The organism is Bacillus sp. JNUCC-21, from assembly GCF_041222765.1.
In the GTDB taxonomy this organism is placed as follows: domain Bacteria; phylum Bacillota; class Bacilli; order Bacillales; family Bacillaceae; genus Bacillus; species Bacillus velezensis.
Map to the genome: position 1 here is coordinate 4031619 of NZ_CP166019.1, position 25263 is coordinate 4056881.

Genomic DNA, 25263 nt, shown 5'->3' on the forward strand with positions numbered 1-25263 from the left:
ATGGAGGTTTTTATATGATCTTCCGAAAAGGAGAATTGTTCAGCGGACCAGGAGGACTGTCTTTAGGAATTACAAGTGCCCGTGTCGTTGACAGTTCCGGTAATGAATACAGCATAAAACATGAGTGGTCTAATGATTATGACGAATCTGCATGTAAAACATACAGAAGAAATATCTGCAAAAATATTGATGACCCGTCAGTAATTGAGGGTCCTGTGCAAGAATTGGATATAGAAAGCCTCCCTCCTATAGATGCATTAGCCTTTGGATTCCCTTGCAATGATTACAGTATAGTTGGAGAACATAAAGGAATGAGCGGAGATTACGGCCCTCTTTACTCATATGGCGTGAAGGTGCTCAATTATCATAATCCGAAATTTTTTATTGCTGAAAATGTGGGCGGTCTGCAAAGTGCAAATGAAGGTAAAGCTTTTATTCAGATATTGAGGGAACTGGGAGAAGCGGGGATGGGTTATACAATTACTCCTCACTTATATAAATTTGAGGAATACGGCGTACCGCAAAAAAGACACCGTATTATTATAGTAGGTATCAGAAAAGACCAGAATTTAGAATTCAAAATTCCTGCTCCTACTACTCCTAATCAGTATGTTACTGCATACGACGCACTCAATAATCCGCCTATTCTTGATTTTACTGAAAATCACGAGCCTACGAAACATAATCAAAAAACTATTGAGATGCTGAATTATATTCCTCCCGGAAAGAACGCTTGGTATGAGGGCATCCCGGAAGAATTACGACTTAAAGTGAAAGGTGCCCGAATGAGTCAGATTTATAAACGTCTTCATCCGGATGAACCATCTTATACGGTGACTGGAAGCGGGGGCGGCGGCACTCACGTATACCATTGGGAAGAGCCCCGCGCCTTAACCAATAGAGAACGGGCACGCCTGCAAACCTTTCCTGATCATTTTATATTTGAAGGAAAGAAAGAAAAGGTAAGACAGCAAATCGGCATGGCTGTCCCTCCAAAAGCTGCTCAAATTATTGCAGAAGCGATACTAAAAACGTTTGCTGGAATTGAATATGACTCCATTGAGCCCAAATGGACTTTTAAAGAGTTAGTTAAAGAGGAAAAAGTTCCATTTCTCATCTAAAATACAATCGTTACTTGCAAATGACAACATTTGCAAGTTTTTCATTTGTTAAAAATAAAAAAATGGGACTGACCCCCTTTTTTAATCAATGTTCAATCGTTAAAATCAGTCCCGTCCTTTTATAGCATTTTTAATCGTTCGGTATGTCATTAGTTGAAAACATAAAATAGGTATTTCCATCTGGGAACCTTAAATTAGGCACCCATAAAGGTTTGTCATCAGACCACCCTTTATTCGCAGATCCAATGTACTTATACATAATTAAAGTCGGACCATGCGGATTGAATAATAAATTATCATCCGATGACAGCATTGTTCTGGCATTCTTTTTTATGTCTCTGTTTCTGCGTACGGCAATATAGCCACGGTTATTATACATCTCTTTCATATTTTTCAAACAAGCTAAAATTGCTTCATCATCCCAGCTGCTGCCCTCAATATTTTTAGACTTAGTTAGATTGACGATTTCTATCAATCTTTGAATCGTTATCATTTCCAGCCCTTGCTGATCTTTATAATCTTCTAATAACTGATCTAACAAACCCACATTACTTACCAATGGATTTCTAGGAAAATAGCGTTTTCCTGACATATAAAATAATACAGAATCCAGATAGATAACATTCGATCTTGTCGGCCTGAGCAAAGAGTGTTTTGTCCTTGATAGAACTAATGCTTGAAGGTCACTAGAATCAGCCTTATTAATTACTGTTCTTAATCTTTTTTCAGAAAGATAGGCTTCTGTAAAAATCTCAGCTATTGAGTACGATGTGAAAAATCTTAAAACACCTAAATCTCGTTCTCTATAACCATACATTCTGGCATGTTGAAGAATTGTATCAACTTTTGGCGCTTGGCTGGAACGTCCATAATAAGTAACTAATAACCTTTTAACTGTTACTCCCCTGCCTAATTTATTTCCTCCTATTAGAATATTAAATGGGGAACTGTATCTAGGTTTTTTAAAATGACTCCCCGAAATAATTAATTGTGACTGCGTGCTGGTTATGTTATCAGCTAGCTCCGATATAACTAATTCAAATGAAGGCGTCCTGCTGTTAGTTTGCAGCAAATCTTGATAAGCTTCATTTAAATAAGTATATACAATATTTTTTTCTGTTTCATGGTTCTCTTCGTGTAAAGCCTTAGATAGACTTGTAATAAAGCCATTAACCATCGTCTCTAACCTTCGATGGTCGTCCTGTTTATGACTGACGTGACAAAGAAATGTATAATTTGTACCTTCTCCATTGCAAATTTTAATCGAAGCTCCAATAAAAAAAGTGCATAGGGCTTGTCTTAAACCGGTAGGGATAGCGAGCCCCTTTGTATGGGGAGCAATATCTGATTCTTCGTTCATTATGTCATCAATCTCTGAGTCTGCAAATGTCTTGAGAGCACCGGCACCTTCTTCAAAGAACGCTTCTCCCCCTATATAACCTGCGCCGGGACTGAATTTCACAATAAAATCCGGTCGAAATTCTTTGTTTGCGCCTTGTAATAACAGTGCTTGAGGCGTAGCGGTTACTTGAACATAGACATGATTGTTAAAAAAATCTCTAAGGTTAACAATAGCAGCACTTACTTCACTTAATTTATCCTGCACTTCAGTATTGGCAAACGTATTTAAGCTCGCTTGATCTGCTTCATCATCAAATATAACTGATCTTGTATTCCGGGGTATGTGCTCTTTAATAAACTCCTGCATTTTAGGTAATATTTTTTTATTCTTAGTGGTAACTAAAACAACTCCTCCGTTATGGTTTAACGCTGTTTGAATTCTAGAGGTCATTGATTCAATTCCCCATGAATCCTTTCCAAGAGTAAGTAACCCGGGGAGTGCTTCTTGAACACGCTCTAAGGTCTGGTCATACAACCACAGGTTGTCAGATGTCAGTATGATAAATAAACGATGGCCATTATCCGAGGCTTGAGCAATTGTCATCAACATATTATTTGTTTTACCGCTTTGTACTTGTCCAAACAGTAAACCTTGGCGGGTTTCATTATTAGGAAGCCCTATCTTTTCATTCATTTCTTCAGCTGTTTTTTTTATCTTATTGATTTCCTCTTCTGCTAATTCTCTCTTTAGGACTCTGCTGAACTTCTCAACCTTACTTAATCCAGATCGAATCATTATATTTCTCCCTTAGCTAAAATCCATAAAATAAGTTTCATTATTTATTTTATATATAGTGACATGATGTCTCCCATACCTATCTAAATCTTCAACCCTAACAAAACTGCCTAAGGGTACGTTGAGTCTTTTTCTGAAGTATTTTCCCAGTATGCTATTATCCTCTGGTGTCTCAAGAGCTTTATTGTTTTCTTGCGCTACTACACATGTAAAACTCTCTCCATCATCTGTTATCAAATTGAATTGCATTTTCTTATCTGGAAAAAAGTCAGTTGTATAAACTTCTTTAGGAATAGGGATATAGGCTTGGTTCGACTCTCTATCCGGACGCTGTCCCCAATTCAACCCTGATTTTTGATGAATCTTCCTTCTATCACTTTTGATAGTTAACGGAAAATCAAAATGTTTATATTCTTTTTCTTTTACTATTTTCCCTAACCCAGACCCTTCTTTTTCTGAACTTTTTAAATCAGACTGATATGTAAATGTAATATACTCTTCTATATTAGGTTGCTTAAAATCTATATACTCTCCAACATCTTTAAAAATATTGCCTATTTCTATTGGGTCAGCCTCTGCCATTATTTCGCTATAATTAACATAGCCATTTCTAGTAAAGTTTGCAGATCCAACAAAAGCTAGTTCTGATGCAAATAATCCCTCCTGCTCCCAATAAATAATTTTAGAGTGGACAGGTCTCTCTCCATAAAAATAATTTACACTTAATCTATTAGTTTCACTCGCCATTTTTAAGTATTCTTTGTGATCCCATACTGTTATTGGCTGATATTTAGTCATACCGATGTACATTTCAATTTCAATTTCATTAAGTGCATATAGTACATGATGTAAAAAAGTAGGGGAAGCATAAGCAGTAATCACTTTTAGCTTTCTTCTTCCTTTGTTATATGGATTTAGTATAATATTATTAAACAAACGATCTTTGTATACAAGAATAGAACTTCCCTCCTATTTTAAAAACATTATTCAAGGACTAAAGTTTAAGAATTAGATTTGCGTTAATTGCATATACATACTTATTATATCTCTTTTGGATAAAACTAGTCTAGTACTTACAAATGCATTACAAAGTCACTTCACTCCCCAAACAGCCTCCCCATCACCGCTCAGCACACTAAACGTCACAACTTCTTTCTCTCTCTCTGAGTCCCATTCTTTCAGGAAGACGCCGTCATAGTTTGTGCCGTTCAGGTTAATTCGGGCTTTGCTGCTGTCCGTTATTGTCCAGGTTCCGGTCATTTCCCCGGAAATGGTGCCGTCGTTGTTAAGCCGGATGTTTTTTGGGGTTTTGATCGTAGCTGTGATGTCTTTTCCGTGCTGGATGAGTTTGTAGGTTCCGGATGCGGCGGCCGCCGGAATGTGTGTATCCGGTTCTCCCGCGTAGCGGTATGGCGCTGCAACGGGCCATCCGTCTTTGTTCATGTACAGCTGATGTACTCTGACTTCGTGCTCTTCGCCTCTGTTCGGGAAACGGGTGTGGAAAATGAGGTATGATCGTTTCGTTTTCCCGTCGTAAAACACGGAGTTGTGTCCCGGCGATACGTAGCCCGTGCCTTTTTCAGATTGTGAGGCGAAGCTGTAGCCGCCCATGAGTTTGACCCCGTACGGTTCAATTGCTTTGTCGTCAAAGAAACTGCCGTCTTTTCCTTTGGCATCAAGCATGTTATGGCCTGCGGCGTCATAGTACGGACCGTCCGGATTTTTGGAACGCGCCACACGCATATGATAACCGCCGGCTGCGTCAAGTCCGCCGAATGACAGATACAGATAGTAATATTTCGTTTCCGGATTGTAGCTGATGTACGGGCCTTCGATTCTGCTGTGATTTCCGCCGAGCAGTTTTTTTCCGTAGCCTTGGTTCGGGAGCGGGAAACCGGTTTTCGGATTCATTTCCAGTATAAAAATCCCGCCGGAGTAAGAGCCGTACACCATCCAGAGCTTGCCTTTATGGTCAAAAAACGTTTGCGGATCTACGACGTTCGGGTGAACGTTTGCATTATACGTCGTGCCGTCTTCGCTTTTTCCTTCCATGCCCGATTTCAAAAAGATGCCTTTGTTTTTGTAGGGTCCTTCGATCTTGTCACTCACGGCGACACCGAGAGCGGATCGCGGCGAGTCTCCTTTACAGGCGTTATAGTACATGTAATATTTCCCGTCAGACAGCTGGGCGACGTCCGGCGCCCACAGCGTATCAGACTGGGCCCAGTCGAATGTCTCTTTTAATTCGGTGTAGACGTTCGGGATCAGGGGATTATTGGGATTGACGCTTGAAGACATCTGCTGCCACTGCATCAGGTTTTTCGACTTGGCGGAAGCCAAATGCGAGCCGAATACATAATATGTATCGCCTGTTTTGATGACGGACGGATCATGCACGCTGACCTCTGAAAAAACCGGATGCTGGGCTTTTGCCTGTGGCAGAGTGAACCCGATGACCGCTGCTGAGACCAGGCACACACGAAAGAAACTGGTTTTCATTTTCTGAAATCTCCTCGCTCTCTTCTTTTCTTAAAACGCTTTCAAGACAACGCTCCATTTTATGATGCGGATGGCGGAAATATGTGATCAACAGCGCCGGCTTCGCGATGTACCGCTTTACTTCGATAACAATCTGATTTGTGAAAGACTGGAAAAAAAGTTTTGACTTCTGATTCGCAAACACTTAATATAAAAAACAGTTACTAGTTATCAGAATATTTAAGAATTGAGTGAAGCATATATGACCTTACACAAAGACCGCCGCATCGGGCGACTGTCCGTCCTTCTTCTGCTTCATGAGACTGAAGAAAACCAGCAGATCAGACGGCTGGAACGGGACGGCTGGAAAGTCTGTCTCGGCAGGGTGGGTTCAATGGATGCGCATAAGGTGGTAGCTGCAATTGAAACCGCTTCCAAAAAGAGCGGCGTCATTCAATCTGAGGGTTATCGCGAATCACATGCGCTGTATCACGCCACAATGGAAGCTTTGCACGGAGTGACGAGGGGCGAAATGCTGCTTGGCTCGCTGCTTCGTACCGTGGGCCTGAAGTTTGCCGTCTTGCGGGGAAATCCGTATGAAAGCGAGGCGGAAGGCGATTGGATCGCCGTTTCACTTTACGGCACGATCGGGGCTCCGATTAAGGGGCTTGAGCACGAAACATTCGGAGTCGGAATTAATCACATATGAATCAGCCCATAGATTTCAGATGATAGGGGGCTATGCGTGAAATATCATTTTCATGGCATAGCTCCTTTTTGTATGGGCGCTTTACCAAAGTAAAGGAAAAGGGGTTGAAATGATGGTGACGTTAGACGGTTCCTCACTGACAACCGCAGATGCCCAGCGTGTGCTGTTTGATTTTGAAGAGGTTCAAGCATCTGCCGAAAGCATGGAACGTGTGAAAAAAAGCAGGGCGGCGGTTGAACGGATCGTTCAGGAAGAGAAGACCATTTACGGGATTACGACGGGATTCGGCAAGTTCAGCGATGTGCTGATTCAAAAAGAAGACGCCGCGGATCTGCAGCTGAATCTGATTCTTTCTCATGCGTGCGGCGTCGGTGATCCGTTTCCGGAATCTGTATCGCGGGCCATGCTGCTTTTGCGCGCCAATGCCCTGCTGAAAGGCTTTTCCGGCGTGCGGACTGAGCTGATTGATCAACTGCTCGCGTACCTCAATCATCGCATTCACCCGGTCATCCCGCAGCAAGGGTCACTGGGGGCGAGCGGGGATTTGGCGCCGCTTTCTCATCTCGCACTGGCGCTTATCGGTCAAGGCGAAGTCTTTTACGAAGGGGCCCGGATGCCGACAGCTCATGCTTTAGAAAAGACAAACCTTCAGCCGGCCGTCCTGACCTCTAAGGAAGGGCTCGCGCTGATCAACGGAACGCAGGCCATGACCGCGATGGGGCTGATCGCTTACCTCGAAGCCGAAAAGCTGGCCTATCAGTCGGAACGGATCGCGAGCTTAACGATCGAAGGCCTTCAGGGTATTATCGATGCGTTTGACGAGGACATTCATGCCGCCCGCGGTTATCAGGAACAGATGGATGTCGCAGAGCGAATCCGCTATTACTTGTCAGACAGCAAGCTGACGACCGTCCAAGGGGAGCTGCGTGTCCAGGACGCCTATTCGATCCGCTGTATTCCTCAAGTCCACGGCGCATCATGGCAGACATTAGCGTATGTAAAAGAAAAATTAGAAATTGAGATGAATGCCGCGACAGATAACCCGCTCATTTTCGAAGACGGCGCCAAAATCATCTCAGGCGGAAACTTTCACGGACAGCCGATCGCCTTTGCCATGGATTTTCTCAAAGTGGCGGCGGCCGAGCTTGCGAATATTTCTGAACGCCGGATCGAACGGCTTGTGAATCCGCAGCTGAATGACCTGCCGCCCTTTCTGAGCCCTCAGCCCGGCTTACAATCCGGAGCGATGATCATGCAATATGCGGCGGCCTCCCTCGTGTCAGAAAATAAAACCCTGGCCCATCCCGCCAGTGTCGATTCCATTCCTTCATCGGCAAACCAGGAGGATCACGTCAGCATGGGAACCATCGCCTCAAGGCACGCCTACCAGATCATTGCGAATACGAGACGGGTGCTTGCCGTTGAAGCTATTTGCGCGCTGCAGGCCGTGGAGTACCGGGGTGCGGAACATTGCGCCTCGTACACAAAACAGCTCTATCACGAAATGAGAAACATCGTGCCGTCCATACAAGAAGACCGCGTGTTTTCTTATGACATCGAGCATCTGAGTGACTGGCTGAAGAAGGAGTCTTTTCTGCCGAATGAGCATCACCAAAAACTGATGACCAATGAAGGGGGACTTACAAGATGACTGATGTAAAGAAATCAATCCGCGCCGGCCGCGGCACCGAACTTGAATGCTTAGGATGGGAGCAGGAAGCCGTGCTCCGCATGCTCCGAAACAACCTTGACCCGGAGGTTGCCGAAAAGCCGGAGGATCTGATCGTATACGGCGGCATAGGCAAGGCCGCACGAAACTGGGATGCTTTTCACGCGATTGAGCGTTCCCTCAAAATGTTAAAAGATGATGAAACACTGCTGATCCAATCCGGAAAACCGGTCGGATTGTTCCGCACGCACAGCCGCGCGCCCCGCGTCCTGCTGGCTAATTCGGTTCTCGTGCCGAAATGGGCGGATTGGGAGCATTTCCATGACCTTGAGAAAAAAGGACTGATGATGTACGGGCAGATGACGGCCGGAAGCTGGATTTATATCGGCTCACAAGGCATTTTGCAAGGCACCTATGAAACCTTTGCTGAGCTTGCGAGACAGCATTTCGGCGGCAGTCTGAAAGGAACCCTTACGCTGACGGCCGGACTTGGCGGAATGGGAGGCGCCCAGCCGCTGTCCGTCACGATGAATGATGGCGTCGTCATCGCCGTTGAAGCGGATGAAACACGGATTGATAAACGGATGGAAACAAACTATTGCGACCGTAAAACCGCATCAATTGACGAAGCGCTGCGCTGGGCCGAAGCAGCCAGACAAGCCGGAGAGCCTTTATCGATCGGCCTTCTCGGCAATGCGGCTGAGGTGCATCATGAGCTTTTGAACCGCGGCGTCCATATTGACATCGTGACCGATCAGACTTCCGCTCACGACCCGCTGATCGGCTATATTCCGGCAGGATACTCACTTGAAGAGGCCGACCGTCTGCGCCGGGATCAGCCTGAATTATACGTAAGGCTTTCCAAGCAGAGTATGAAAAAGCATGTGGAAGCCATGCTCGCCTTCAAGAAAAAAGGGGCCGTCGTCTTTGATTACGGCAACAATATCCGCCAGGCTGCCAAAGATGAGGGTCTCGCCGATGCTTTTGATTTTCCGGGATTCGTTCCCGCCTACATCCGGCCTTTATTTTGTGAAGGAAAAGGGCCGTTCCGCTGGGCCGCGCTGTCGGGAGACCCTGAAGATATATACCGCACTGACGCTTTATTAAAAGAGCTGTTTCCAGAAAATCAAGCCCTTCACCGCTGGATTGACATGGCACAGAAAAAAGTCACATTCCAAGGCCTGCCGTCCCGTATTTGCTGGCTCGGCTACGGTGAACGGGAAAAGATGGGGCTCGCCATCAATGAATTGGTCAGAAACGGCGAGCTGAAAGCCCCGATCGTCATCGGAAGAGACCATTTAGACTGCGGATCTGTCGCCTCTCCGAATCGGGAAACAGAAGCGATGAAAGACGGAAGCGACGCGGTCGGCGATTGGGCGGTGCTGAACGCGCTGATCAACACGGCCTCAGGCGCAAGCTGGGTTTCTTTTCACCACGGCGGGGGCGTCGGCATGGGGTATTCCCTTCACGCGGGAATGGTCGCGGTCGCTGACGGCAGCATCCTTGCGGAACAACGGCTTTCCCGCGTTCTGACAAGCGATCCGGGAATGGGCATCATCCGCCATGCGGACGCAGGTTATGAAAAAGCGGCTCAAGTCGCCGAGGAACAAGACATTATGATACCGATGAAAAAGGAGCGGTAACATGCCGAAACAAATAGATACCATACTCACCAACATCGGCCAGCTGCTGACGATGGAATCCGGCGGCCCCCGATCAGGCGAAAGCATGCAGGATCTTCATGTCACGGAAGATGCCGTCATCGGCATTTCCGACGGGCGCATTGTTTTTGCCGGACATCAAGGAGCGGAGGAAGGATACGAGGCAAGAGACATCATCGACTGCGGGGGACGGCTCGTCACCCCCGGCCTCGTCGATCCCCATACCCATCTTGTATTCGGAGGGTCCCGGGAAAAAGAACTGAATTTAAAAATTCAGGGCATGTCCTATTTGGATATTCTGGCGCAAGGCGGCGGTATTTTGTCAACGGTCAAAGACACGAAAGCCGCTTCCGAAGAAGAACTGATTAAAAAAGGGCTTTTTCACCTCGGACGCATGCTGTCATACGGCATCACGACGGCGGAAGTAAAAAGCGGGTACGGACTCGACAAAGACACGGAGCTGAAACAGCTGACCGCGGCCAAAAAACTGGGCGAACGCCAGCCGGTCGACCTTGTCACAACTTTTATGGGGGCACACGCCATTCCGCCTGAGTACCGGAACAGCCCTGACGAATTTCTGAATCGCATGCTGCAGCTTTTGCCTGAAATAAAAGAAAAAGGCCTCGCGCAATTTGCCGATATTTTCACAGAAACAGGCGTCTTTACCGTCAGCCAGTCACGGGACTACCTGAAAAAGGCGTCTGAAGCCGGTTTCGGCCTGAAAATCCATGCTGATGAGATTGACCCGCTCGGCGGCGCGGAATTGGCGGCAGAGCTGCATGCTGTTTCTGCCGATCATTTGGTGGGGGCGTCTGACGAAGGCATCGAAAGGCTAGCGGCCTCCGGAACGATCGCCGTCCTGCTGCCGGGCACGACTTTCTATCTCGGCAAACACACTTATGCGAGAGCCCGGGAGATGATTGATGCGGGCGTACGGGTCAGTTTGGCGACTGACTTCAACCCGGGCAGCTCACCGACGGAAAATCTCCAGCTCATTATGTCGATTGCCGCGCTTCATTTAAAAATGACCGCAGAAGAAATCTGGCACGCTGTCACCGTTAATGCCGCGTATGCGATCGGAAAAGGCGAAGAGGCCGGACAAATTAAAGCCGGACGGGCGGCTGACATTGTCATTTGGGAAGCGCCGAATTACATGTATATCCCGTATCATTACGGCGTCAATCATGTCCGCCGTGTCATCAAGAACGGAAAGACGGTCGTTTCAAGGGAGGGAGCCGCTCTTGGATAAGTATCCGTTTCTGCAAAAAGCCGGCTCCCTCTTCAACGACCGCCATGTGACAAGGATCGGCGATGTGACGGAAGCGTGGGCGGGACAACCGATCAAAGGGCCGGCTTTGATCGGCGTTCCGCTTTCTAAGTCGTCAATCAGCCATTCCGGCGCCTGCTTTGCACCCGGTGCGATCCGCCGGGCGCTCGGCGGGATTTCCGCTTATTCCGCGGAGCTGCGGGAGCATGTCATTAACCATCTGTACGATATCGGCGATATTCAGATTCACGTCACGGATGTCGTCACATCTCACGAACACATTTATCGGACCATTCATGACATTCTGGCGGACCAGCCTGACTGGGTGCCCGTCATTCTCGGCGGCGACAACTCCATCAGTTATTCCACCATCAAAGCCATTGCGGAAACGAAAGGAACAACAGCCGTCTTTCAATTCGACGCCCACCACGACGTCCGCAACACAGAAGACGGCGGACCGACAAACGGCACGCCATTCCGCCGGCTGTTAGATGAAAATATCATAAGCGGACAAAACCTGATTCAGCTTGGGATCAGGGAGTTCAGCAACAGCTTGGCATATGAACAATACGTAAAAGAGCGGCAGGCAGACGTGCATACAATGGAGATGATCCGGGAGAAAGGGCTCCTCCGAACGATACAAGAGGTCTTGCCGGCCGTTCAAAAAAGAGCCGAGGCCATCTTTATTTCGGTTGATATGGATGTGCTGGATCAAGCTCATGCGCCCGGCTGCCCCGCGATCGGCCCCGGAGGCCTGTATACCGAAGAACTGCTTCAGGCGGTCCGGTTTTTAGCCAGTGAGGCTGACATCTCGGGTATTGAGATCGTTGAGGTTGATCCGACACTTGATTTTCGCGACATGACAAGCCGGGCAGCCGCACACGTCATTTTACATGCATTAAAGGGATTTAAATTGTCACGTTAAAGTCAAATTCGGCACGCGTGCTCTCGGCTGCCGGAAGATTCTCACGCCACGCAAAAAGGGGGAGATCACGATGGATGTTGATCAAGGCGGCAATCAACTAAAGCGCACGATGAAAAGCAGGCACTTATTTATGATTTCATTGGGAGGGGTCATCGGCACGGGGCTGTTTTTGAGCACAGGGTATACATTGAGCCAGGCCGGGCCGGGCGGGACGATCGCCGCTTACCTGATCGGGGGCTTGATGATGTATCTTGTCATGCAGTGTCTCGGAGAATTGTCAGTAGCCATGCCTGTGACCGGTTCATTTCAAACGTATGCGACAACGTTTATCGGGCCGTCCACGGGTTTTATGGTCGGTATCATGTATTGGGTGAATTGGGTGGTGACGGTAGGATCGGAGTTTACAGCTTCCGGTATCCTCATGCAGCGCTGGTTTCCCCACAGCAGCGTCTGGATGTGGAGCGCGATTTTCGCGGCTCTCCTTTTTGCCGCCAATGCATTCTCCGTTAAATTGTTTGCAGAAACAGAGTTTTGGTTTTCCAGCGTCAAAATCGTCACCATCCTTTTATTTATCATCTTAGGCGGCGCCGCGATGTTCGGTTTGATTTCATTGCACGGTTCGGGTGAAGCTCCGATGCTGTCGAATTTCACCTCACACGGCGGACTGTTTCCGAACGGCTTTCTTGCGGTTTTCATTGCAATGATTTCCGTAAGCTTTGCCTTTTCAGGGACGGAGCTGATCGGAATTACAGCGGGTGAAACCGCCAATCCGGCAAAAGATATTCCGCGTTCGATCCGAAATGTCGCCTGGAGAACGGTCATCTTTTTTATCGGTGCCATTTTTGTGCTGTCCGGACTGATCTCCTGGAAGGAAGCCGGTGTGATTGAAAGTCCGTTTGTCGCGGTCTTTTCCCAAATCGGTATCCCATACGCCGCCGATATCATGAATTTCGTGATTTTAACGGCTTTGCTTTCGGTCGCCAACTCCGGACTGTATGCTTCCACCCGGATGCTGTGGTCTCTTGCGAATGAAAACATGATCAGCGCCCGGTTCAAAAAAGTCACGCCAAAAGGCATTCCGCTGAATGCTCTGCTCGCCAGCATGGCCGTTTCCTGCATATCCTTGATCTCAAGCATCGCCGCCCCGGGCACGGTCTACGTGGTGCTTGTGGCAATAGCCGGATTTGCCGGCGTCGTGGTGTGGATGAGCATCGCCCTGTCTCAGCTGTTATTTCGAAAACATTATGTGAAAAACGGCGGACGCGTCTCGGATCTGACCTTCCGCACACCGTTATACCCTCTCGTTCCGATCGCCGCTGTGATCTTATGTTTCGCTTCATGCGTAGGCCTTGCATTTGATCCCAATCAAAGAATCGCCCTCTTCTGCGGAATTCCTTGTATGATCCTGTGCTATCTCATTCGTTTTTTGAGAAAGAAACAGCCGAAACAATCCGTCCGTGACATTCATTTGGATAAAACCATGCCATAAAAAAAGGCACATACTGATGAGGTATGTGCCTTTCTTGTCTTATTCCGTAATCAGCGTATGAATCAGTTTCGGCGCTTCCGCTTTTTCTGAGATGCGGATGTTGTCATAGACTTTGGCGGTCACGTCGTCAACGTTGTCGCGGTTGGCGTAAAGGGTGACGAGCGGCTCGCCTTTTTCGACGTTGTCACCGACTTTTTTGCGGAGCATAATGCCGACGGCAAGATCGATTTCGTCCTCTTTTGTCGCACGTCCCGCGCCCAACAGCATCGCTGCGACGCCGATTTCGTCAGCGACGATTTCTGAAACGACACCCGCTTCTTTTGCCGGAACGTCAATTTTGTACGCCGCCTGCGGAAGTTTGGACGGATCGTCAACGACAGAAGCGTCTCCTCCCTGATTGCTCAGGAACTCTTTGAACTTTTCAAGCGCTTTGCCGTTTTTCATGACTTCCTGCAGCTTCGTTCTCGCTTCTTCCAATGTCTCAGCTTTTTTCGCCAATACGACCATTTGGCTGCCGAGCGTGAGGACGAGTTCGTTTAAGTCTTCAGGGCCTTCCCCTCTTAATGTATCAATGGCTTCTTGTACTTCCAGGGCATTCCCGATCGCAAAACCGAGCGGCTGCGACATGTCAGAAATCACGGCCATCGTCTGGCGGCCGACGTTGTTTCCGATGCGGACCATTGCTTTGGCGAGGTTCACGGCGTCTTCATCCGTTTTCATAAACGCGCCGGCTCCCGTTTTGACGTCAAGCACGATGGCATCTGCTCCGGCGGCGATTTTTTTACTCATAATTGAGCTTGCGATCAGCGGGATGGAGTTCACCGTACCCGTTACATCACGCAGCGCATACAGCTTTTTATCGGCAGGCGTCAAATTGCCGCTTTGTCCGATGACGGCTACCTTGTCGCGGTTCACAAGCTTGATGAATTCATCTTTTGACAATTCTACGTGGAAGCCTTCGATCGCTTCCAGCTTATCAATGGTTCCCCCCGTATGGCCAAGACCTCGGCCGGACATTTTAGCAACGGGAACGCCGAGCGCCGCGACGAGCGGTGCGAGTACGAGAGTTGTCGTGTCGCCGACCCCGCCCGTAGAGTGCTTGTCGACCTTAATGCCTTCAATGGCGGAGAGATCAATCGTTTCCCCTGAATTCACCATCGCCATTGTCAGATCGGCGCGCTCCTGATCTGTCATATCCTGAAAGTAAATCGCCATAGCCAGCGCACTTGCCTGATAATCAGGGATGCTTCCGTCCGTGTATCCTTTTACGAAAAATTGAATTTCTTCTGTTGTCAGTTCTTTTCCATTTTGTTTTTTTACAATAAGATCTACCATTCTCATGATCTATCACCTGTCCTTCATTTATGTTCAGTGAATCAATCCGACGATCGCCGCTGTCAGGAAGCTGACGAGCGTTGCGCCGTACAGCAGCTTCAGCCCGAACCGCGCGACGACGTTTCCTTGTTTTTCATGCAGCCCTTTCACCGCACCGGTAATGATACCGATAGAGGAGAAATTCGCGAATGAGACAAGGAATACAGATACCACTGCCTGTGTATGCGCACTGAAATGGAAATCGCCGGACGAGAGCGTCTGCATCGCCACAAATTCATTCGATACCATTTTCGTCGCCATAATGCTTCCGGCGCTCACCGCTTCATTCCACGGAATACCGGTTAAAAACGCAAATGGCGCGAATACATATCCGAGCAGCGCCTGGAATGTAATGCCGAAGACCGCATTAAAAACGCCGTTGACCAGGGCAATGAGTGCGACAAATCCGATCAGCATCGCCGCTACGACAACGGCGACTCTGAATCCATCCATTATATACTCACCGAGCACTTCAAAAAAGGATTGCTTTTCTTCTTCAGGAACGACGATCAAATCCTCTTCTTTGCTGACGGTGTACGGGTTGATGATAGAAGCGATGATAAATCCGCCGAATAAGTTCAGCACAAGCGCCGTCACGACGTATTCAGGCTTCAGCATCATCATGTAAGAACCGACGATCGACATTGAGACCGTCGACATTGCGGACGCGCAAAGCGTATATAAGCGCTGTTCAGTAAGATAACCGAGCTGTTTTTTCAAACTGATAAAGACTTCTGATTGCCCTAAAATCGCGGATGCGACAGCGTTGTAAGATTCGATTTTCCCCATTCCGTTCACCTTGCTTAACGCAAGACCGATATACTTCGTGATGAAGGGGAGGACCTTCCAATGCTGCAGAATTCCGATTAAAGCGGATATAAAGACGATCGGCAGAAGCACGCTCATGAAGAACGTCGTCTGTTTCGCATTCACAAGCCCGCCGAATACAAAGTTAATCCCTTCTGATGCATATTCCAGCAAGTAGTTAAATCCTTTTGCAAAACCGCCGACAAGAAAATTCCCGATACCGGTGTTGAGGAGAATATAACCGAGAATCAGCTGCAGCACGAGCATGACGGCGATCGGCCGGATTCTGATTCTTTTTTTGCCGTTGCTGGCAAGCCAGGCAAGACCTAAAAACACAATGATTCCGATAATTCCGATGAGATACTTCATATGTGTTCTCCTTTTATTTGTATTCGCTTACAATTTTTTATGCATCAACAAAGAAAGAGGATGGCGGAAGCTTTCGGCTTCCGCACTGCTGATTAATAGTCGCTGCTGCCGCTGTCTCCGCCGCTCACGATAGAGACGCCCGCACTTGCGCCGATCCGGCTCGCGCCCGCAGCGATCATGCTGTCAACATCAGCTTTTGTTCTGATGCCGCCTGATGCTTTGACCCCGATGTCCGGTCCGACTGTTTTTCTCATGAGAGCGATATCTTCAGCCGTTGCCCCGCCTGTAGAAAAACCGGTAGACGTTTTGACGAAATCTGCGCCTGCGGATACCGCCAAGCGGCACGCGCGCTCTTTTTCTTCATCTGTTAAAAGGCATGTTTCGATGATCACTTTGACGAGCGCTTTTTTATCAGCTGCTTCAACTACCGCGCGGATATCAGCTTCAACCGCTTCATCATCGCCGTCTTTTAATGCGCCGATATTGATGACCATGTCAACCTCAGTTGCCCCTTTTGAGATGGCATCCTTCGTTTCAAATGCTTTTGTTTCCGATGTCGTTGCGCCGAGAGGAAATCCGATAACGGTGCAAACGTCAACTCCAGTGCCTTTCAGTTCCTCCGCTGCGAGTTTGACCCAAGTCGGGTTTACACAAACGGAAGCGAATTTATATTCTTTTGCTTCTTTTATCAGTTGTAAAATATCCGCTTTTTGTGTATGCGGTTTCAAAGCAGTATGGTCTATTTGACTTGCAATTGACATTGTATGCACTTCCTTTTTCCTAGGATACGTTTAGAATAACCGAATTTTGAACATATGTAAATTGGTAATTGAAATTATGTTCATGAATTGTCACAATTCTTGAATGAGTTTTTTGGCCGTATGCTGATCGGTAATCAAAACGTTGGCGTACTTTCCTTTCAGAGCACCGTGAATGGCTTTGCATTTTCTGCTGCCGCCCGCCACCAGAATCGAACGCTCTTTCATTTTCAAGTCGCTGAGCTCGACTCCGATCGTCCTGCCGTTAATGCTGCTGCTGCAAATCCTGCCTTCCTCGTCAAAAAAGCGCGAACAAATATCGCCGACTCCGCGTGCTTTCAGCAATTGTTTCTCTTCTTCCCGGAAATAGCCGAGTCTGAAAAGCAGCGCCTCATCCCGGACGGTTCCGACCGTAAACAGGGCGATATTGGCTTGTCTGCCCATTTCAATGATCCGCTTAATATGTCTGTCCCGCTCGACCATCTGTTTCACATCGGCGCTGTCAAATATAACCGGCAGCGGCAAATACCTCGGCATCGTCTGAAATGCTTCGGCGAACAGCTGAATCGTTTCTGACGAGTACGTATTGACATTGGAATGACTGATGCCGCCTTTCAGCTGCACGACTTCAACGCTCTTTACCTGCTTCGGCTCCATGCGGCTTGCGATCTGGTACATCGTCGTCCCCCAGCTTACGCCGAGTATATCGCCGTCCTTTACGGTTTTATGCATATAGTCTGCGCCATAGCGGCTTAAGTAATGTGTAATGGCCTGGTAATCGTCACTTGGAGAAAAGACGACGTGCGCCTCAAGCAGCCCGTATTTTTCTTCCAGCTTTGCGCCGAGTTCGTCCAGATCCTCAAACGGGTCCATGACGCGAATTTGAACATACCCTTTTTCCTTTGCGTACTGAAGCAGCCTTGAAACGGTGGGGCGTGACAGATCAAGCCGTTCGGCGATCTGCTGCTGGCTGTAATCTGATTGATAATATAGTTTTGCCGCTTCTATGCTGAGCTGCTGTTTTTCACGATCCATGTCGCGCCTCCCCTCTCCGCTTATCATATCACCAAAACACGCGGTAAAAAAGCACCCTCTGATGGGGTGCCTATTTTTTCAGCACAAGCTCCTGAATCGCATGCGCCACGCCGTGTTCGTTATTTGATTTCGTTTCAAAATCAGCAATCTCCCTTACTTCCGGGATGGCATTGGCCATTGCCACACCGCAGCCGGCCCACTGAATCATGGACATGTCGTTGCCGTTATCGCCGATTGCCATGACGTCTTTCTGTTCAATGCCGAGTTTTTCGGCCAGCAGCTTGACTGCGTTTCCTTTACTGACTTTCGGGTGAAGAATCTCATAGAAGAATGGCGCGCTTTTGACCATTGTGTATGTTTCCTTGAATGATTCCGGAATGGAAGCGATCGCTTTCTCCAGCTTGTCCGGATCGTCAATGAACATGACTTTCGGAATCAGAATATCCTTCGGCACTTCATCGATCGTGCGGAAATGAAGCGGCACTTTCGTAATGTATGATTCGTATACCGTGTATTCACTGATATCCCGGTTCGGCGTGTACAGATTGGCTGTGTCAAAGTAATGCATCGGAGTATCCAGCTGTAAGCTCAGCTCGTAAAGCGACTTCAAATCCTCATAACCTAATGACTGCTCGGCCACGACACCGTTTGTATACGTATTTTGGACGAGTGCGCCGTTATAGGCAATCACAAAGTCGCCTTCTTCCTGTAAGTTCAGCTCTTCCAAATACCGACGCACGCCGCCGATCGGCCGGCCCGTGCACAGGACGATATTGACCCCTTCCGCTTTGGCGGCATCAAGCGCCCCGCGGACTTCAGCCGTCACTTCATGATGATCGTTTAGTAGTGTTCCGTCCATATCTATTGCGATTAACTTGTACATCCTGCATCTCCTTTGTATCCTTTTCTACTTATGCTTTCATCATATCGTTTTTTCGTTTCAATGAAAAATCAAACGGACAAGTTTCTCCGCCTTCTCTTCGTAAACCGGGCCTGCCTCCGGATGCGGGGCCGTCTTTTCCCCTTGTCAGCTTGTTCGCCGCCGTCATCTGTTTTCTGCTTCAAGAGCATCAGCCCCGCCGCAAAGAAAGGGATGGCCGCTATGTCCAGAAGGGCAAGCTTTATTCCCATCGCTGCGGGAAAGTATGCCCATAATGAACGGCTGTTCCGCCTGATCATGATATAAGAAACGATTTCCAGCAGGATAAACAGAGCGTTCACCCACAAGTAAATGAGTAGCGCCGCAAACAGAAACAGCAGGAGCGTATTCCGCAGCGTGCCGGAAAACAGAAGAGCGCGCATCATATCAAAGAATGAAAAAGACTGCATGCTTCCGTTTACGACATTGGGATTGTAAATGGTAAAACGCCCGAACTGATCAAAAAGCATAAAAAATAACCATAACAGTGAAAACCATTGAATGATATGTACGATGACACCCGTCAAAACGAGTCTGTCGGCAGCCTTATTTCTCATGTGCATCCTCCCCGCCGGTTTTTATTCTTGTCATTGTTTTTGTTTCTCCGTATATCTTCCAAATGAGCGTATCGTTTTTTCCTCTTTTCAACGTGCTTTTGACGGGGTGCGGATGTCCGAGGTATTCAATCTCGATCGTCCCGTCCGTGTTCTGAGAGATCACCTTGTACACATCTGAGGGCATGGCAACCTCGCCGCGGCCTTGAATGACCTGCTTTGTCAGCACGCTGTCTTTCGTAAACGTGACGGTTTCAGATCTGACCCCGTCCATCGGGCCCGGTTTCAGCCCCGCATCCCATGTCCCGTAATAAAAAGGGGGTTCGTCTGCTTTCTTTTGCGAGCAGCCTGTTATCATGACGCATCCGAAAACAAGAACCGTCATGATGAAAATCCGTATGTTCCGCAACATGATCACCTTCCTTTGAAGCTTTTTTACGTCTGTAACTTAGGCGGATGCCGTGGCACTGTGCAATTGACTACATAGTGTATAAAGACTTCACTAGATAAGGAGAATGATGAATGAACCCATATCAGTACTACACCCCGCCTGCCTATTTCCCTCAGCAGCAGGAATACGAAGTGAACCGCGTTGAGTATGAGCCGTATCAGCAGCAGGAAAGCTATTATTATGCGCCCCCTCAGTCCGAAGAGCGGCAGCCGACAGGTTTAGAACGGAGAGTCGCCCAGCTTGAAAGACAAAACGCCGAGCAAACGAGAGAGCTCACCCGCCTCTCACAAGAAGACCAGCGCCAAAACCGGGAAATCACGCGTATGAATGAGCAGATCAGACGGCTGAGCCAGTCCATTGAAATCCATACCCGCCGCTTAAACCGTTTGAATCAGCGCCTGCGCGCAGTCGAAAACAGACTCAATATTCCTTTTCACGCTACAGAAGGCGGCTTCTGAGAAAAAGGGCCGGAATACAAAGCTCGACAGGCCATCCCGAGCCTTGTATTCCGCTCTGTACATAACAGGTAAATATTTGAATCCTTTTCTTGCATGAATGCCTCTCCTATTCTTTCACATGATAAATGTGTAAAATCAATCACTCCAGGAGGTTTTCATGATGTATCAAAACCAATACAGCGGAAATCAGCTGCAGCAATGCCGCCAAACAGCACAGCAGCTTATTCAGCAGACACAGCAAAGCAGTCAGCAGTACAAGCAAATGCTCCAGCAGGAACAGCAAAACATTCAAATGCTTCAGCAGATGCTTAACCATGAACAGCATGCCGTTCATACCATTCAGCAAGCGCTGCAGGGGCATGAACTGGCCATTCAGAAATGCCAGCAAATCGTGAATGTGTGCAATCAGCTTCAGCAGGAAGTAAGCGGACACATGCCTGCACCGATGGCAAACGCTAATGTTTCTTCATTCCCGCAAACACAGCATCACACACCGTTTCAGCAGCATTCATACCAGCAATAGGCCGGTCATGCAAATGACAAAGCGCGACATACCGGCTTTGTCATTTGTTTTTATCTCTGTTTTGTCAGATCAATGCGATGAGCGGGTTTTCCGCCGAATTTTGCTTCAGCCTCATGCCTTACCGCTTCAAACGCTCTTGCTTCGACGTTTTGTTTAAACACATCAAGCTGTATCAAATAAGCCGCCCGCACTTTCAGCCCGTGGAAGATGGAGATGACCCATAATGGCAGCACGATATACACGCCCGGCGTGCTCGGCAGCACAAAAGCAATTGCTAAAATAATAAAATAGATAAGTCCGTATTTCAGTCATTTTTTGTTCTTGGCCCGGTAGCCGATATAGAAAAAGGACAGGAAAGCGGTCAGCGCAAACGGCGCAAAAGTCAGCAGCAGCCACCAGCTGTGCAGCACTTCCCACCAAGTCCCTCTTTTCGTAATCAACATTCATTCCTCCTTTACTACTATAACATGGATAATCAAGGAAGGTTTTCTATAAAAAACATAGACGGAATGACGTCTTCCTGCTATATTAATAATGATAATCATTATCACTGAAATAGGGGGATCATTATGAAGAAACAATCATGGCTGATCGGCCTGGCACTTCTGCTTGTTTTCGCATTAAGCGCTTGCAGCGGCGCGAAGGAAAACAACGGATCGGCATCAGGCAAAGGAAAGACAGACATGCGTACATATGAATCAACAAAAGGAAATATTGACATACCCGCACATCCGAAACGGATCGTCACTGACTTTTATGCGGGTGAGCTGCTGTCCGTTGACGCAAATGTCGTCGGGGCGGGCTCATGGACTTTCAAAAATCCGTTTATCAAAAAACAGCTGAAAAACATTACTGACATCGGCAATCCCGTCAATGTAGAGAAAGTGATGCAGCTGAAGCCTGATTTAATCGTGCTGATGAAGGAAGACCAATACGAGAAACTATCAAAAATCGCGCCGACGATTGTCATTCCTTTTAACACCGCAAAGAATACGAAAGATACGGTCAGCCTATTCGGCGACATTGCCGGGGCGAAGGATAAAGCCAAAAGCTTTATGGCAGACTTCAACAAAAAAGCCGAAGCGAATCAAAAGCGCCTCAAAAACGTGATCAGCAAAGACGAGACAGTCGGCCTATATGAAACGACGGATAAAGGCGAGATCTGGGTTTTCAATGACAATTCCGGCCGCGGCGGCCAAGCCGTTTATAACGCGCTCGGATTGAAAGCGCCGGCCAAAATTGAAAAAAACATCATGAAAACGGGCGCCATGAAACAGGTTTCCCAAGAGGTCATCCCTCAATATGCGGCTGATTATATGTTCATTACCGATTACAATCCGAATGGAGAAAGCAAAACATTTGAGCGTCTGAAAGATTCATCCGTTTGGAAAAATCTCGATGCCGTAAAACACAATCGTGTCTTTATCAACGATTTCAACACCTTCTATCCGTATGACCCGATTGCCGTCAGCAAACAGATGGATATCATCACCGACATGCTGATCAAACGGGCTGAAGAAAATAAAAAATAAAAAAAGCGGCACAGTCATGACACTGTGCCGCTTTTCATGTTCACTTTAACTTTGACTGTATGGAGCCCGGCATATCTTCAAATCTGACTTCTTCCCAGGTCTCGACATACTTTCCTTTCGCCTTCACCTTCAAATACGCGTTCTTCCGAAGGTCTTTCCCGGCGAAAAAGGTCACTTCTTCTTTTTTCCCGGATGCGTTGTATCCGTCTAATGTATACTCAGTACCGCCCGGGCTAAGATGTTTGCCATCTCGATCAATCTGTACATAAACATCTTGCTGGTGAATAAACGGATTAAATCTGTCTGTAACATCGTTATGAAAAAAGAGAAGTCCGTATATGACGGCAGCGGCTGCCAAGACGGCCAGGATTGCCAATGCTTTTTTCATCTGTGCACTCCCCTTACTTGTTCATTTTTTTCAAATAGCTTGTCCGCACCGCGAGGAAGAACAGAAGCTGAAAGATGAAAAACCCTCCGATGGTCAGACTGAGCGGCCCCGCTACATCGGAATAGCCTTCCACGGCCAATGTTCTCAAAGCAAACAGCGTATGCATGACGGCAATGACAAATGGGAAGAAGAACAAAATCGCCAATTGTATCGTTACGCTTTGTGCCATTTCGCGCTCACTCAGACCGATTTTGGCCAATGAACGGTAGCGCTCCCTGTCTTCATCTAAATCGGTGAACAGCCTGAAATATAAGAAACTTGCTGCCGCGACAAAGAAGACGATTGCGATAAACAGGCCGATGAATAAACTCAGGCTCGGCAGCTGCACCGTATCATAGTACGTGCCGGCTTTTGCCATAAAATCAGAATGGACGTCGATATAGTTGCCGTAAATCTCATTTTTCAAGGATTGGCTGATCCCAAGACTGTCTTTCCAACGATCGTAGCTGTAGCCGTATAATGACGCTTTATCACCGAGTGATTTGAGCTGATCAAAGGTTTGATCGTTCACCGCGATGATGGCATTCAATGAGATCAGCGGTTTTTTGACTTCTTTTACCAACAGTTTTTGGCCGGACGGCTTACCTTTTTGATTCAGCAGCTTCAGCTGATCCGGCGCTTCGTTTTTGAAATTGCGGTCATACGTGCCCGGGAAATAGACAGCCTCATCATGTTTCAGGCCGTTCAGCTTAACATGGAAGTATGTTGACACATCCGATTCGCTGATCATGTAAACAGGGGGAACAGTATCTCCTTCCTGATAGCGGACATAGGAAACATCTATTTTGTCTTTCTTATACGTAAAGCCGTGTGTTTTCAGTTCATGGTCAATATCTTTCAAATGAGTCTGTTCTTTTGGATTATTGCTGTAAGATAAATACTCCATCTCATAGGCGGACTCTTCCGCCCCGACGGTCGATTTGTACATCGCGAGCACGCCTGTCGCCGTAAACGCGACCGCGGAAATAATGCTGACGATAAAGAACAGGCGGGCGTTGTCTTTTAAACGATAGACAAGATCAGAAACCCATATGACATTTTTCCCGCGCAGATAAAAGGTTTTCCATTTCTTCAGCGCGCGCAGAATCCAGATGCTGCTTTGGCTGAAAAAGAAATACGTGCCGATGACGGTAAGCAGTAAAATGATAAACGGTTCAGTCCCGTGGACATTGCCTTTCAGGACCATGCCGTACCCGCCGCACAGGCAGGCGATGCCGAATAAGGACAGAAGCACGGACGGCTTCGGCTCCGGCTTGATCTTGTCAGTGCCCTTTATTAATTTGATCACCGTATTTGATCTGACAAAAAGGATCGTAAACTGCGATAAAAGGAAAAATAAAAGCAGAAATCCGCCGGCCGTAATGCCGAGCGCTTTCCAAGGCATGTACAGTGGCAGCGCGTCCATTTCTAAAATATAAGCGCCGACCGTAAAGAACGTTTTCGAAAAAATGAAGCCTCCGATAATCCCGGCTGCGATCGACATGACGCCGATGATCATGTTTTCCGCCGTAATGAGCTTTCTCAGCTGCACCGGCGTAATACCCTGCATGAGCAGGATGCCGAATTCTTTATTTCTCGATTTCAAAAATGCGTTAACCGAATACAGAACAAATAAGAAAGAAAAAACAAAGATCATCCATTCCGCGGCGGTTAAGCCTTTTTTGGCGATGTTATTCAGGTAGCCTTCCTTTAGTGCCGGATGAAACAGGAACATCGCAAAGGTAAAGAAAATCAAAACGGAAAAAGCGCTGCTTAAAAAGAAAGCAAGATAGGCCCTTTTGTTTCTCGTGACGTTTTTATAAGCGAACTGAAGAAAGGTCATTTGCGTTTCCCCCCAGCATAGACAGCACATCAAGAATCTGCTCATAAAAGACTTGGCGGTTTTCCCCGCGGTAAATCTCATTAAACAGTTCGCCGTCTTTTATAAAGATGACGCGGCGGCAGTAGCTTGCCGCAACCGGATCATGGGTCACCATCAAAGCCGTGACATGATCATCCTGGTTCAGGCTCTGCATCGTTTCCATGACGTCTTTTGACGCTTTGGAATCAAGGTTTCCCGTCGGTTCATCGGCCAGAATGAGTGACGGCTTATGAATGACCGCTCTTGCGATGGCGGCCCGCTGGCGCTGTCCGCCGGATACTTCAAACGTCCGTTTGTTGAGCAGGTCTTCAATTCCGAGCTTTGCCGCGATGCTGCGCAGTTTTTCTTCCATGACAGACGGCGCTTCTTTTTCAAGCGTTAACGGCAGCATGATATTTTCACCGATCGTCAGTGTGTCCAGAAGGTTGAAATCCTGGAACACAAATCCGAGCTGCTTGCGGCGGAAATGAGCGAGCTTTGTCCGCTTCAGGCGATGCGGGTTTTCTCCGTGAATCAGGATATCGCCTGAATCCGGACGGTCAATCGTTGAAATGATATTCAAAAGCGTTGTTTTTCCGGAGCCGGACGGTCCCATCACCGCCGTGAACCCGCCTTCTTCTATTGAAAACGAAATTTGTTTTAAAGCTTGATAGGACACTTGTCCTTTATAGGTTTTATTTATATGTTTGACTTCAAGCATATTCGCCATGAAAATCCT

General features: G+C 47.5%; 23 protein-coding genes and 1 pseudogene. 10 read left to right on the forward strand and 14 right to left on the reverse strand.

Annotated elements, in window-relative coordinates:
* The first annotated feature begins 14 nt into the window (after positions 1–14).
* Positions 15–1121 (forward strand): DNA cytosine methyltransferase, encoded by a 1107-nt coding sequence (locus tag JNUCC21_RS20510; protein ID WP_369878450.1) that lies wholly within the window; start codon positions 15–17, stop codon positions 1119–1121.
* Positions 1122–1251: 130 nt separating this feature from the next.
* Here JNUCC21_RS20510 and JNUCC21_RS20515 read toward each other — a convergent pair whose 3' ends face one another.
* The 3 genes from JNUCC21_RS20515 to JNUCC21_RS20525 form a co-directional block, all read right to left on the reverse strand.
* Entirely contained in the window at positions 1252–3258 is a 2007-nt protein-coding gene (locus JNUCC21_RS20515; RefSeq protein ID WP_229040849.1) for a Z1 domain-containing protein, read from the reverse strand.
* Positions 3259–3270: 12 nt separating this feature from the next.
* The gene (locus tag JNUCC21_RS20520) at positions 3271–4194 is read right to left on the reverse strand and encodes a restriction endonuclease PLD domain-containing protein (protein WP_063093813.1); all 924 of its coding nucleotides are present in this window, start codon (positions 4192–4194) and stop codon (positions 3271–3273) included.
* Positions 4195–4350: 156 nt separating this feature from the next.
* Positions 4351–5757 (reverse strand): glycoside hydrolase family 43 protein, encoded by a 1407-nt coding sequence (locus tag JNUCC21_RS20525; protein ID WP_072589738.1) that lies wholly within the window; start codon positions 5755–5757, stop codon positions 4351–4353.
* A gap of 241 nt (positions 5758–5998) precedes the next feature.
* Here JNUCC21_RS20525 and hutP point away from each other — a divergent pair, with 241 nt between their 5' ends.
* From hutP to JNUCC21_RS20555, 6 genes are all read left to right on the forward strand, one after another.
* Positions 5999–6445, forward strand: a complete 447-nt coding sequence (gene hutP / locus JNUCC21_RS20530; protein ID WP_007407810.1) for a hut operon transcriptional regulator HutP — start codon at positions 5999–6001, stop codon at positions 6443–6445.
* Between the two features lie 112 nt (positions 6446–6557).
* A complete protein-coding gene (gene hutH / locus JNUCC21_RS20535) occupies positions 6558–8096 on the forward strand; it encodes a histidine ammonia-lyase (protein WP_025285521.1) in 1539 nt (512 codons plus the stop codon).
* Positions 8093–9757, forward strand: coding sequence for a urocanate hydratase (hutU, locus tag JNUCC21_RS20540; protein ID WP_025285522.1), 1665 nt, complete (start codon positions 8093–8095; stop codon positions 9755–9757). Before hutH ends, hutU begins: the two co-directional genes overlap by 4 nt.
* Before the next feature lies 1 nt (position 9758).
* Positions 9759–11024, forward strand: coding sequence for an imidazolonepropionase (gene hutI, locus JNUCC21_RS20545; RefSeq protein WP_150941520.1), 1266 nt, complete (start codon positions 9759–9761; stop codon positions 11022–11024).
* A complete protein-coding gene (hutG, locus tag JNUCC21_RS20550; RefSeq protein ID WP_108654949.1) occupies positions 11017–11967 on the forward strand; it encodes a formimidoylglutamase in 951 nt (316 codons plus the stop codon). The genes hutI and hutG overlap by 8 nt, the downstream gene beginning before the upstream one ends.
* A gap of 70 nt (positions 11968–12037) precedes the next feature.
* Complete coding sequence (locus JNUCC21_RS20555; protein WP_007407815.1) at positions 12038–13456, forward strand: amino acid permease; 1419 nt, start codon at positions 12038–12040, stop codon at positions 13454–13456.
* Between the two features lie 39 nt (positions 13457–13495).
* On the opposite strand, the gene JNUCC21_RS20560 is transcribed toward JNUCC21_RS20555, so the two are convergent.
* From JNUCC21_RS20560 to JNUCC21_RS20590, 7 genes are all read right to left on the reverse strand, one after another.
* The gene (locus JNUCC21_RS20560) at positions 13496–14797 is read right to left on the reverse strand and encodes a pyrimidine-nucleoside phosphorylase (RefSeq protein WP_025285525.1); all 1302 of its coding nucleotides are present in this window, start codon (positions 14795–14797) and stop codon (positions 13496–13498) included.
* Between the two features lie 27 nt (positions 14798–14824).
* Positions 14825–16006 carry a NupC/NupG family nucleoside CNT transporter gene (locus JNUCC21_RS20565; RefSeq protein WP_004393280.1) on the reverse strand — a complete coding sequence of 394 codons (1182 nt, stop codon included), beginning with the start codon at positions 16004–16006 and terminating at the stop codon, positions 14825–14827.
* A 92-nt stretch (positions 16007–16098) separates the two neighbouring features.
* Positions 16099–16767 (reverse strand): deoxyribose-phosphate aldolase, encoded by a 669-nt coding sequence (deoC, locus tag JNUCC21_RS20570; protein ID WP_004393277.1) that lies wholly within the window; start codon positions 16765–16767, stop codon positions 16099–16101.
* A gap of 90 nt (positions 16768–16857) precedes the next feature.
* Entirely contained in the window at positions 16858–17799 is a 942-nt protein-coding gene (locus JNUCC21_RS20575; protein WP_007407818.1) for a sugar-binding transcriptional regulator, read from the reverse strand.
* A 70-nt stretch (positions 17800–17869) separates the two neighbouring features.
* A complete protein-coding gene (gene yidA, locus JNUCC21_RS20580) occupies positions 17870–18682 on the reverse strand; it encodes a sugar-phosphatase (RefSeq protein ID WP_043020882.1) in 813 nt (270 codons plus the stop codon).
* Positions 18683–18750: 68 nt separating this feature from the next.
* Positions 18751–19275: a hypothetical protein gene (locus JNUCC21_RS20585; protein WP_043020881.1), complete on the reverse strand. Its 525-nt coding sequence runs from the start codon at positions 19273–19275 to the stop codon at positions 18751–18753.
* Positions 19265–19684 (reverse strand): DUF3255 family protein, encoded by a 420-nt coding sequence (locus tag JNUCC21_RS20590; RefSeq protein ID WP_025285528.1) that lies wholly within the window; start codon positions 19682–19684, stop codon positions 19265–19267. Before JNUCC21_RS20590 ends, JNUCC21_RS20585 begins: the two co-directional genes overlap by 11 nt.
* A gap of 110 nt (positions 19685–19794) precedes the next feature.
* Between JNUCC21_RS20590 and JNUCC21_RS20595 the strand changes: the two genes are divergently transcribed.
* The gene (locus tag JNUCC21_RS20595; protein WP_007407822.1) at positions 19795–20181 is read left to right on the forward strand and encodes a hypothetical protein; all 387 of its coding nucleotides are present in this window, start codon (positions 19795–19797) and stop codon (positions 20179–20181) included.
* A 160-nt stretch (positions 20182–20341) separates the two neighbouring features.
* Positions 20342–20704, forward strand: coding sequence for a hypothetical protein (locus tag JNUCC21_RS20600; RefSeq protein WP_004393264.1), 363 nt, complete (start codon positions 20342–20344; stop codon positions 20702–20704).
* 50 nt (positions 20705–20754) lie between these two features.
* On the opposite strand, the pseudogene JNUCC21_RS20605 reads toward JNUCC21_RS20600, so the two are convergent.
* Positions 20755–21147, reverse strand: a pseudogene (locus JNUCC21_RS20605) (hypothetical protein).
* Between the two features lie 126 nt (positions 21148–21273).
* Here JNUCC21_RS20605 and JNUCC21_RS20610 point away from each other — a divergent pair.
* Positions 21274–22236 (forward strand): iron-hydroxamate ABC transporter substrate-binding protein, encoded by a 963-nt coding sequence (locus JNUCC21_RS20610; protein WP_101670270.1) that lies wholly within the window; start codon positions 21274–21276, stop codon positions 22234–22236.
* A 40-nt stretch (positions 22237–22276) separates the two neighbouring features.
* Here the strand turns inward: JNUCC21_RS20610 and JNUCC21_RS20615 are convergent, their stop codons facing one another.
* From JNUCC21_RS20615 to yxdL, 3 genes are read right to left on the reverse strand one after another with little or no spacing between them, the layout of a single operon-like run.
* On the reverse strand, positions 22277–22624 hold the full coding sequence (locus JNUCC21_RS20615; RefSeq protein WP_369878451.1) for a YxeA family protein: 348 nt from the start codon (positions 22622–22624) through the stop codon (positions 22277–22279).
* Between the two features lie 13 nt (positions 22625–22637).
* Positions 22638–24506 (reverse strand): ABC transporter permease YxdM, encoded by a 1869-nt coding sequence (gene yxdM, locus JNUCC21_RS20620; protein WP_369878452.1) that lies wholly within the window; start codon positions 24504–24506, stop codon positions 22638–22640.
* Positions 24481–25254, reverse strand: a complete 774-nt coding sequence (yxdL, locus tag JNUCC21_RS20625; RefSeq protein WP_025285531.1) for an ABC transporter ATP-binding protein YxdL — start codon at positions 25252–25254, stop codon at positions 24481–24483. The genes yxdM and yxdL overlap by 26 nt, the downstream gene beginning before the upstream one ends.
* Positions 25255–25263 lie beyond the last annotated feature (9 nt).

What these genes read in the sequence shown, in the direction of transcription:
- JNUCC21_RS20560 (WP_025285525.1), bottom strand. Translation starts at nt 14,797, where the DNA reads ATGAGAATGGTAGATCTTATTGTAAAAAAACAAAATGGAAAAGAACTG.
- hutP (WP_007407810.1), top strand. Translation starts at nt 5,999, where the DNA reads ATGACCTTACACAAAGACCGCCGCATCGGGCGACTGTCCGTCCTTCTT.
- JNUCC21_RS20510 (WP_369878450.1), top strand. Translation starts at nt 15, where the DNA reads ATGATCTTCCGAAAAGGAGAATTGTTCAGCGGACCAGGAGGACTGTCT.
- JNUCC21_RS20595 (WP_007407822.1), top strand. Translation starts at nt 19,795, where the DNA reads ATGAACCCATATCAGTACTACACCCCGCCTGCCTATTTCCCTCAGCAG.
- hutU (WP_025285522.1), top strand. Translation starts at nt 8,093, where the DNA reads ATGACTGATGTAAAGAAATCAATCCGCGCCGGCCGCGGCACCGAACTT.
- deoC (WP_004393277.1), bottom strand. Translation starts at nt 16,767, where the DNA reads ATGTCAATTGCAAGTCAAATAGACCATACTGCTTTGAAACCGCATACA.
- JNUCC21_RS20575 (WP_007407818.1), bottom strand. Translation starts at nt 17,799, where the DNA reads ATGGATCGTGAAAAACAGCAGCTCAGCATAGAAGCGGCAAAACTATAT.
- JNUCC21_RS20515 (WP_229040849.1), bottom strand. Translation starts at nt 3,258, where the DNA reads ATGATTCGATCTGGATTAAGTAAGGTTGAGAAGTTCAGCAGAGTCCTA.
- JNUCC21_RS20600 (WP_004393264.1), top strand. Translation starts at nt 20,342, where the DNA reads ATGTATCAAAACCAATACAGCGGAAATCAGCTGCAGCAATGCCGCCAA.
- yxdM (WP_369878452.1), bottom strand. Translation starts at nt 24,506, where the DNA reads ATGACCTTTCTTCAGTTCGCTTATAAAAACGTCACGAGAAACAAAAGG.
- JNUCC21_RS20585 (WP_043020881.1), bottom strand. Translation starts at nt 19,275, where the DNA reads ATGAGAAATAAGGCTGCCGACAGACTCGTTTTGACGGGTGTCATCGTA.
- JNUCC21_RS20555 (WP_007407815.1), top strand. Translation starts at nt 12,038, where the DNA reads ATGGATGTTGATCAAGGCGGCAATCAACTAAAGCGCACGATGAAAAGC.
- JNUCC21_RS20565 (WP_004393280.1), bottom strand. Translation starts at nt 16,006, where the DNA reads ATGAAGTATCTCATCGGAATTATCGGAATCATTGTGTTTTTAGGTCTT.
- hutH (WP_025285521.1), top strand. Translation starts at nt 6,558, where the DNA reads ATGGTGACGTTAGACGGTTCCTCACTGACAACCGCAGATGCCCAGCGT.
- JNUCC21_RS20615 (WP_369878451.1), bottom strand. Translation starts at nt 22,624, where the DNA reads ATGAAAAAAGCATTGGCAATCCTGGCCGTCTTGGCAGCCGCTGCCGTC.
- JNUCC21_RS20610 (WP_101670270.1), top strand. Translation starts at nt 21,274, where the DNA reads ATGAAGAAACAATCATGGCTGATCGGCCTGGCACTTCTGCTTGTTTTC.
- yidA (WP_043020882.1), bottom strand. Translation starts at nt 18,682, where the DNA reads ATGTACAAGTTAATCGCAATAGATATGGACGGAACACTACTAAACGAT.
- hutI (WP_150941520.1), top strand. Translation starts at nt 9,759, where the DNA reads ATGCCGAAACAAATAGATACCATACTCACCAACATCGGCCAGCTGCTG.
- yxdL (WP_025285531.1), bottom strand. Translation starts at nt 25,254, where the DNA reads ATGGCGAATATGCTTGAAGTCAAACATATAAATAAAACCTATAAAGGA.
- JNUCC21_RS20525 (WP_072589738.1), bottom strand. Translation starts at nt 5,757, where the DNA reads ATGAAAACCAGTTTCTTTCGTGTGTGCCTGGTCTCAGCAGCGGTCATC.
- JNUCC21_RS20590 (WP_025285528.1), bottom strand. Translation starts at nt 19,684, where the DNA reads ATGTTGCGGAACATACGGATTTTCATCATGACGGTTCTTGTTTTCGGA.